This window comes from Flavobacterium sp., from assembly GCF_043760115.1.
GTDB lineage: Bacteria > Bacteroidota > Bacteroidia > Flavobacteriales > Flavobacteriaceae > Flavobacterium.
In genome coordinates, this window is sequence record NZ_JAYUPK010000061.1 from 1 (window position 1) to 8,056 (window position 8,056).

The window sequence follows — 8,056 nt, forward strand, 5'->3', positions numbered from 1 at the left end:
GCAATTTTTACAATTACATCAATTGCTTTTTGCATACTTTCTACCGGAACATACTCATATTTTCCGTGAAAATTGTGTCCGCCAGCAAAAATATTTGGGCATGGCAAACCCATGTAAGACAATCTGCAACCATCAGTTCCGCCACGAATTGGTTTTATTAATGGCTTGATATTGAGTTCTTTCATAGCTTTTTCTGCCAAGTCTACAATATATTTTACTGGTTCAACCATTTCCTTCATATTGTAATACTGATCTTTTACTTCGGTAATTACTATGTCTTCGCCAAACTGTTTTGCAAACTTTTTATTGAATTTTTTAGTAATTTCTTGAATTAATTCTTTACGTTTTTTGAATTTTTTGGCATCAAAATCGCGAATTATTAATTCTAAAACAGTTTCTTCAATGCTTCCTGTTAAGTGATGAACGTGAAAAAATCCTTCGTATGCTTTAGTTTCTTGAGGCGTTTCATTTTTGGGCAAAGCCGAAATAAAATCGTTGGCAATTAACATAGAATTTATCATTTTTCCTTTGGCATAACCAGGATGAACGCTTTTCCCTTTAAATGTAATTTTGGCACTAGCTGCATTAAAATTTTCATATTCTAGTTCGCCAATCTGACTTCCATCCATTGTGTAAGCCCATTTTGCGCCAAATTTTTCTACGTCAAATAAATCTGCTCCACGACCAATTTCTTCATCTGGTGTGAAACCTACGCGAATTTTTCCGTGCTTAATTTCTGGATTTTTTATTAAAAATTCCATTGCTGTTACAATTTCTGTCAATCCTGCTTTGTCATCTGCGCCAAGCAATGTTGTACCATCGGTTGTAATTAATGTTTGACCTTTGTAAAGTAATAAATCTTTAAAATAATTTGGAGAAAGCACTATGTTTTGCTCGGCATTTAGCACAATATCTTTACCATTGTAATTCTCTATTATTTGAGGTTTTACATTAAATCCTGTAAAATCTGGCGTTGTATCATAGTGCGAAACAAAACCAATTGTTGGCACTTCTTTATCAATATTACTGGCTAAAGTTCCCATTACATAACCATTTTTATCGATGGTAACTTCTGTCATTCCGATGGTTTTTAACTCTTTAACTAAAAGATTGGCAAGCACCAATTGTTTTTTTGTACTTGGTGTTGTTTTAGAATTTGCATCTGATTCGGTATCAATAGTAACGTAACTTATAAATCTGTCTATAATGTGTTGCATAAAAAATGTTTTTACAAATATAGTAAATTGAAGAGTTTCTTTAATTTATTAAGTTTAATTTAATATCAATTTCTTCGATATTAAAATCGAAATAAATCATTTTATCGTATCTGTTTTACAATAGTAATTTGTAAATTTGAAATCATAAATAGTAAAAATGAAAATCGTTATTTCTCCAGCAAAATCATTAGATTTTGATTCTCCTTTACCAGTTAATTCGTTTACAAATTATGATTTTGTACAGCAATCTGTTAGTATTGATAAGGTTTTAAAAAAGCAAAAGCCAAAGCAATTAATGAATTTAATGTCTATTTCTGATAAATTGGCAGATTTAAATTGGCAACGAAATCAAGAAAGAAATGTAGCTGAACTTTCTGTTGAAAATGCACGACAAGCAATTTATGCTTTTAATGGTGATGTTTATCTGGGATTGGATTCTTATTCGTTATCTGAAGAAAAAATAAACATTTTGCAAGATAAATTGCGAATACTTTCTGGACTTTATGGATTATTGAAACCATTAGATTTGATGCAACCTTATAGATTGGAAATGGGAACAAAATTACCAATTGGAAAAAATAAAAATCTTTACGAATTTTGGAAAGATACCATTACAAAATCTTTAAATGCTGAACTTGGAAAAGAGGAATTATTTGTAAACTTAGCAAGCAATGAATATTTTGATGCTGTTGATGTAAAAAAGTTAAAAGTTCCAGTAATTACACCAGAATTTAAAGATTACAAAGACGGAAAATTAAAAATGATTAGTTTTTTTGCTAAGAAGGCAAGAGGAATGATGGTGCGTTTTATTGTAGACTCTAATGCAGAAACAATAGAAGATTTGAAAGGATTTAATTATGAAGGTTATGCTTTTGATGCCAATTTGAGTATCGGAAACAAACTAGTTTTTACAAGGTAATTATTTAAACATACATATATTCTTGATATTCTCTTGCAGTTTCTCTAGTTGCTTTTTTCTGATCTCTTGAGATTTCTCTCATTGCTTCAACACCTTTTTTAGCACAACGTTTTACTTTGTTCAATCGTTCAGAAAAGTCTAAAAGTTTCTTAGCATCATCTGGATTTAATTTAGATTTTAACTCGTTTACAAAAGTACTAAATTCGTTTACAACTTCTTGATTTTCATCATAATCTGATTTTAACTCTACAAAAAGTTCGTCGATTTCTTTTGTAATTTCTTTTCCAATTTCTTCACTTTTTTTACAAAGCGTTTTAATAATTTGCTTGTCTTTATTAGTAAAAAGTCCCATAATTATTGATTTTAGAGTTAATAACGTTCTATCTATCAACCAAATGTAAATTTTTATTTTGTAAATTAAAAAAATTGTTAATAAGTTGCAATTTTAGTTAAGAAGTACTTGCGATGGAATTATAAGTTAATGAGACCTATTTTGTTATTATTTTTAAACTTGTAATAATAAATATAAAAAAGTACTATCTAAGTAAAATTTGACAGTACTTTTTTATGTTGAACCACGATAGTATTTATCTATAGTGAATTGTTAGTTTATTTATTTTCATATAATTGAATCAAATAATTTAAAGTATTTGTTTAATAAATGATTTTATGTTTGATTTATCATTTGCATTTAAAAAATTAATAAAAGCACTTCCAATTATTGCACCTTTTTGATGTTTTATTGTAGCTTGAAAAGTTTCTTTTGAATTAATTCCAAAACCAATTATTTGTGGATTTTTAAGATTTAAATTGGCAATTCGTTCAAAATAATTACTTTCATTTTCTCCAAAACTAGTACTACTTCCAGTTACGCTTGCACTACTAACCATGTAAATAAAACTATCAGAAACGCTGTCAATTTCTTGAATTCTTTCATTGGATGTTTGTGGCGTAATTAGGAAAATATTTTTCAAATTATTAGTTTCAAATACTTCTTTATATTGGTCTTGATATTCTTTTAAAGGCAAGTCAGGAATAATTAATCCATCAATTCCTATTTCACTGCATTTTTTGCAAAAAGCTTCAATTCCGTATTGATACATGGGATTAAAATAACCCATAATTAAAAGTGGAATTTGTACAGTTTCTCTAATATTCTTAAGTTGTTCAAACAGTAAATCTGTTGTCATACCGTTTTGTAAAGCAGCTGTAGAACTTGCTTGTATTGTTGGTCCATCTGCCAAAGGATCGCTAAATGGCAAACCAATTTCTATCATATCTACACCATTTTTTTCTAATTCTTGAATTATAGAAACGGTATCATTTATTAAAGGATAACCTGCTGTAAAATAGATTGATAACAATTTTTTATCTTCTGATAGTTTTTTATTTATTCGATTCATTTCCTATAATTTAAAATAATCTATATACGTATTCAAGTCTTTATCGCCACGACCAGAAAGATTGATGACCACAATATCAGTTGGTTTGAATTGTTTTTTGTCCAAAACTGTAAAAGCGTGTGCCGTTTCAATTGCAGGAATTATTCCTTCCATTTTAGATAATTCTATACCACTTTGCATAGCTTCATCGTCAGTAATTGCTATAAATTCTGCTCTTTTTGTTTCAAATAAATGCGAATGTAAAGGTCCAACTCCAGGATAATCCAAACCAGCAGAAATAGAATAAGGTTCGGTTATTTGTCCATCATTGGTTTGCATTAACAAGGTTTTGCTTCCGTGAATAATTCCGATTTTTCCAAGTATTGAAGTTGCAGCACTTTCTCCAGATTCTACACCTTTTCCTGCAGCTTCGACGGCAATAATTTGGACATTTTCATCGTCTAAAAAATGATAAAAAGCACCAGCAGCATTGCTTCCGCCACCAACACAAGCAATTACATAATCTGGATTTTCAGTTCCTTCTTTTTCTAATAATTGTGCTTTTATTTCTTCTGAAATTACTGCTTGAAAACGTGCAACCATATCTGGATAAGGATGCGGACCAACAACAGAACCGATGATATAATAAGTATCATTTGGATTATTTATCCAATCTCTAATGGCTTCATTTGTAGCATCTTTCAATGTTTTTGAACCAGATAAAGCTGGGCGAACTTCTGCGCCAAGCATTTTCATACGTGCTACATTTGGAGCTTGACGTTTAATATCAACTTCTCCCATATATACAATGCATTGCAAACCCATTAACGCACAAACAGTTGCGGTTGCAACTCCATGTTGACCTGCACCAGTTTCTGCAATTATTCTAGTTTTTCCAAGTCGTTTTGCAACTAAAATTTGACCTATTGTATTATTAATTTTATGTGCGCCAGTATGACATAAATCTTCACGTTTCAAATAAATTTTGGTATTGTATTTTTCAGACAATCGCTTGGCAAAGTAGAGTGGAGTTGGACGACCAACATAATCTACCATTAATTCCATAAACTCTTTCTTAAAAGAAGGTTCGGCTGTAATTTTTAAATAATTCAAGCGTAATTCTTCTACATTTGGATACAGCATTTCTGGAATATATGCGCCACCAAATTGTCCATAATATCCATTCTCATCTACATTATAACTAGTTTTCATTCAGCATTTTTTTAAATTGTGATAGTTCTTTTTCGTTTTTTAATCCGGCTTCAATTTCAAACTTACTATTAACATCAATAGCGATACATTTTTTTGAAATATCCGATTTTATAAATTCTTTAATTTTTGCAATCTCTTCTAAACCAATTCCTCCACTAAGGAAATAAGGTTTGTTTAATTTGTAATTTTCTAATAGATTCCAGTTGAAAGTGGTTCCATTTCCGCCAGGTAATTTTCCTTTAGTGTCAAATAAAAAGTAATCGCAAACTTGTTCGTAATTATTTAAAACTTCAAAATCAAAGTTAGAATCTATAGAAAATGCTTTGATAATCTTAATGTTATTTAATTTCAATTTCTCGCAGAATAAAACGCTTTCATTTCCGTGAAGTTGCACTAAATCCAATTTAAATTGTTTTACTTTTAAAATAATTTTATCCAAATTTTCATCTACAAAAACACCAACTTTTAAAATTGATTTTGGAAGTTCAGGAATTGTATTTTCAAAAAAACGTGATGATTTCTCCCAAAAAATAAATCCCAAATAATCAGTTTTTAAATTGGCTATTTCCAGAATATTTTCTGGATATTTCATTCCGCAGATTTTTAATTTCATATATTATTTTTTAGCCACAAGGACGTTAAGTCTCCAATTTTTAAAACTTCCATCTTCCATCTTCCATCTTCCATCTTCCATCTTTTAATTTTAATATAAATTCTTTTGCAGCTTCACCAGAATCATTTGTTTTCATGAATGTTTCTCCGATTAAAAATCCTTGATAACCAATATTTTGAAGCTCTTTAACTGATTCGGTACTTGATATTCCACTTTCAGAAATTTTTACAAACTCATTTGGAATTTTTAATGCCATTTCTTTACTGATTTCTAGACTTACATCAAATGTTTTTAAGCTTCTATTATTTACGCCAATAATATTTAAACTTGGCATTATGGCTTTGTTTAATTCTTCTTCATCGTGAACTTCCAGCAAAACTTCTAATGCTAATGATTGAGCAAATTGGGATAAATTTTTAATTTCTTCACGAGTTAAAACGGATGCAATTAGTAAAATTGCGTCTGCTCCAAATGCTTTTGCTTCTAGAATTTGATATTCATCTACAATAAATTCTTTTCTTAAAAGTGGCACATTTACAGAAGCTCTTGCAAGTAATAAATCGTCAAGTGAACCACCAAAATATTTTCCATCTGTTAAAACAGAAATTCCACAAACTCCAGCACTTTGATAACCTTTTACAACTTCTTCAACCGAAAAGCTATAATTAATTTCAGCTTTGGATGGAGAACGACGTTTGTGTTCGGCAATTATTCCAGAGTTGCTTGCTCTTAAATTTTTGATCAACGAAATAGTTCTGTTGCCAAATAATACTGAGTTTTCCAATTGTGAAACTGGAATAATTGATTTCTTTAAAAGTACTTCTTGACGTTTATCTATTATAATTTTATCTAAAATATTCATTTGCTTAATTCTTGTAATTTGTTTAATTTTTCTAATGCTTTTCCGCTAAATAAACTCTCTTTTGCTTTTTCAAATCCTTCTAAAACACTTGTTTTTTCTATAGTTGCGATTGCCAAACCTGCATTTGCCAAAACCACATTATTTTGAGATGTTGTTCCTTTTCCTGAAATTACTGAATAGAAAATAGCTGCCGATCCTTCAATTGTTTCGCCACCTTTTATGTCTTCTAAAAGTTGTTTTTCAAGATTAAAACTTGATGGTTTTAAAATTGTTTCAGTTGTTCTAGAAATTATTTTGGTTTCATCGGTTAATGATATTTCATCGAAACCATCCAATCCGTGAAGAATGCAAAAATTTGTATCTGTATTTTGATATAAATAACTGTACATTCTTGCCAATTCTAAGCTAAAAACGCCAACCAATTGATTTTTTGGAAAAGAAGGATTTACCATTGGTCCAAGCATATTGAAAAAGGTTTTTACGCCAAGCTCTTTACGAATTGGACCAACATTTTTCATAGCTGGATGAAATAATGGTGCATGAAGAATGGCAATATTAGCTTGATCCATACTTTTTTGAAGAAAATCATTGTCAGCGCTTAATTTTATTCCCAAACTTTCCATAACGTTGCTTGAACCAGATATTGATGAAACGCCATAATTACCATGTTTGGCAACTTTAATTCCAGCGCCAGCAGTTATAAATGATGCTAAAGTTGAAATGTTGAACGTGTTTTTTCCATCTCCACCAGTTCCGCATAAATCTATGGTGTTGTATTGCGAAAAATCTACAGGAATACATAATTCTAGTAATGCTTCTCGAAAACCAGCTAATTCTTCAATAGTTATTCTTCGCATCATATAAACAGTTAAAAATGCTGCTATTTGACTCGTGTTGTATTGACCTTTGGAAATGTTTACCAAAATAGTTTTAGATTCTTCTTTGGTTAGTATTTCGTGATTTATTAATCGGTTTAATGTTGTTTTCATATTTTAAGTCGCTATGCTTTTTTGCCACTAAGACGCTAAGGCACAAAGTTTTTTATTTTTTATTTTATGTCACTTCGACTGCGCTCAGTGTGACAAAGTGAAGTTCAATTTTAGATTTTTTAATTTAAATTTATTTCCTCCATTTTTTACGTCACTTCGACTGCGCTTAGTGTGAAAAAGTGAAGTTTAATTTTTGAATTTTTAATTTAAATTTATTTCCTCTATTTTTTATGTCACTTCGACTGCGCTCAGTGTGACAAAGTGAAGTTCAATTAACGATTTTTTAATTTTTAAGTTATTTTTTTATTTATCTTAAATTTTGAAATTGAATTTTGCAATTGCAATTGTTATTGATTGATCCAATTTTCTAAAATTTTCTTTCCATTTGGAGTTAAAATACTTTCTGGATGATATTGAACGCCTTTTATATCGTATATTTTATGTCGAATTGACATTATTTCTCCATTTTCATCAATGGATGTAATTTCTAAATCATTTGGAAAATTTTCTTTAGAAATTACCCACGAATGATATCGACCAACTTCAATTTCGTTTTCTAAATCGTTAAAAAGTGGTTCATCGTTTACAATAATTTGAACTTTAGAAGCAACTCCGTGATATACTTTTTCAAGATTGGTAAGCTTTCCTCCAAATACTTCGCCAATGGCTTGTTGACCAAGACAAACTCCTAAAATACTTTTAGTTGTTGCATATTTTTGAACAACTTCTTTTAATAATCCAGCTTCTGATGGTAATCCTGGTCCAGGCGAAAGTAGAATTTTATCAAATTTTGCTACTTCTTCAATATCAAATTCATCATTTCTTAAAACAGAAACTTTGCAGTTTAAATCTTCTAGATAAT

At 29.8% G+C, this 8,056-nt stretch carries 9 protein-coding genes; 1 reads left to right on the forward strand and 8 read right to left on the reverse strand.

Translation table 11 applies throughout. From position 1 onward, the window contains the following. Positions 1 to 1,217, reverse strand: a 1,217-nt coding sequence (gene pepT / locus ACH2BC_RS05110; RefSeq protein WP_395052908.1) for a peptidase T, incomplete at its 3' end; no start/stop codon positions are given. 157 nt (positions 1,218 to 1,374) lie between these two features. Between pepT and yaaA the strand changes: the two genes are divergently transcribed. Then, positions 1,375 to 2,136 (forward strand): peroxide stress protein YaaA, encoded by a 762-nt coding sequence (gene yaaA, locus ACH2BC_RS05115; RefSeq protein ID WP_395052909.1) that lies wholly within the window; start codon positions 1,375 to 1,377, stop codon positions 2,134 to 2,136. 4 nt (positions 2,137 to 2,140) lie between these two features. On the opposite strand, the gene ACH2BC_RS05120 is transcribed toward yaaA, so the two are convergent. The 7 genes from ACH2BC_RS05120 to ACH2BC_RS05150 form a co-directional block, all read right to left on the reverse strand. Beyond that, the gene (locus tag ACH2BC_RS05120; protein ID WP_395052910.1) at positions 2,141 to 2,488 is read right to left on the reverse strand and encodes a hypothetical protein; all 348 of its coding nucleotides are present in this window, start codon (positions 2,486 to 2,488) and stop codon (positions 2,141 to 2,143) included. A 289-nt stretch (positions 2,489 to 2,777) separates the two neighbouring features. After that, positions 2,778 to 3,539 carry a tryptophan synthase subunit alpha gene (gene trpA / locus ACH2BC_RS05125; protein WP_395052911.1) on the reverse strand — a complete coding sequence of 254 codons (762 nt, stop codon included), beginning with the start codon at positions 3,537 to 3,539 and terminating at the stop codon, positions 2,778 to 2,780. A gap of 3 nt (positions 3,540 to 3,542) precedes the next feature. Beyond that, positions 3,543 to 4,730, reverse strand: a complete 1,188-nt coding sequence (gene trpB / locus ACH2BC_RS05130) for a tryptophan synthase subunit beta (RefSeq protein ID WP_395052912.1) — start codon at positions 4,728 to 4,730, stop codon at positions 3,543 to 3,545. Further along, on the reverse strand, positions 4,720 to 5,343 hold the full coding sequence (locus ACH2BC_RS05135; protein WP_395052913.1) for a phosphoribosylanthranilate isomerase: 624 nt from the start codon (positions 5,341 to 5,343) through the stop codon (positions 4,720 to 4,722). The genes trpB and ACH2BC_RS05135 overlap by 11 nt, the downstream gene beginning before the upstream one ends. A 40-nt stretch (positions 5,344 to 5,383) precedes the next feature. Next, a complete protein-coding gene (gene trpC, locus ACH2BC_RS05140; protein ID WP_395052914.1) occupies positions 5,384 to 6,205 on the reverse strand; it encodes an indole-3-glycerol phosphate synthase TrpC in 822 nt (273 codons plus the stop codon). After that, the gene (trpD, locus tag ACH2BC_RS05145) at positions 6,202 to 7,194 is read right to left on the reverse strand and encodes an anthranilate phosphoribosyltransferase (RefSeq protein ID WP_395052915.1); all 993 of its coding nucleotides are present in this window, start codon (positions 7,192 to 7,194) and stop codon (positions 6,202 to 6,204) included. Before trpD ends, trpC begins: the two co-directional genes overlap by 4 nt. Positions 7,195 to 7,541: 347 nt before the next feature. After that, positions 7,542 to 8,056, reverse strand: a 515-nt coding sequence (locus ACH2BC_RS05150; RefSeq protein ID WP_395052916.1) for an anthranilate synthase component II, incomplete at its 5' end; no start/stop codon positions are given.

Bases quoted from the DNA above. Each gene is read 5' to 3' on its own strand.
- yaaA (WP_395052909.1), top strand. From the start codon at position 1,375: ATGAAAATCGTTATTTCTCCAGCAAAATCATTAGATTTTGATTCTCCT.
- ACH2BC_RS05135 (WP_395052913.1), bottom strand. From the start codon at position 5,343: ATGAAATTAAAAATCTGCGGAATGAAATATCCAGAAAATATTCTGGAA.
- trpB (WP_395052912.1), bottom strand. From the start codon at position 4,730: ATGAAAACTAGTTATAATGTAGATGAGAATGGATATTATGGACAATTT.
- ACH2BC_RS05120 (WP_395052910.1), bottom strand. From the start codon at position 2,488: ATGGGACTTTTTACTAATAAAGACAAGCAAATTATTAAAACGCTTTGT.
- trpD (WP_395052915.1), bottom strand. From the start codon at position 7,194: ATGAAAACAACATTAAACCGATTAATAAATCACGAAATACTAACCAAA.
- trpC (WP_395052914.1), bottom strand. From the start codon at position 6,205: ATGAATATTTTAGATAAAATTATAATAGATAAACGTCAAGAAGTACTT.
- trpA (WP_395052911.1), bottom strand. From the start codon at position 3,539: ATGAATCGAATAAATAAAAAACTATCAGAAGATAAAAAATTGTTATCA.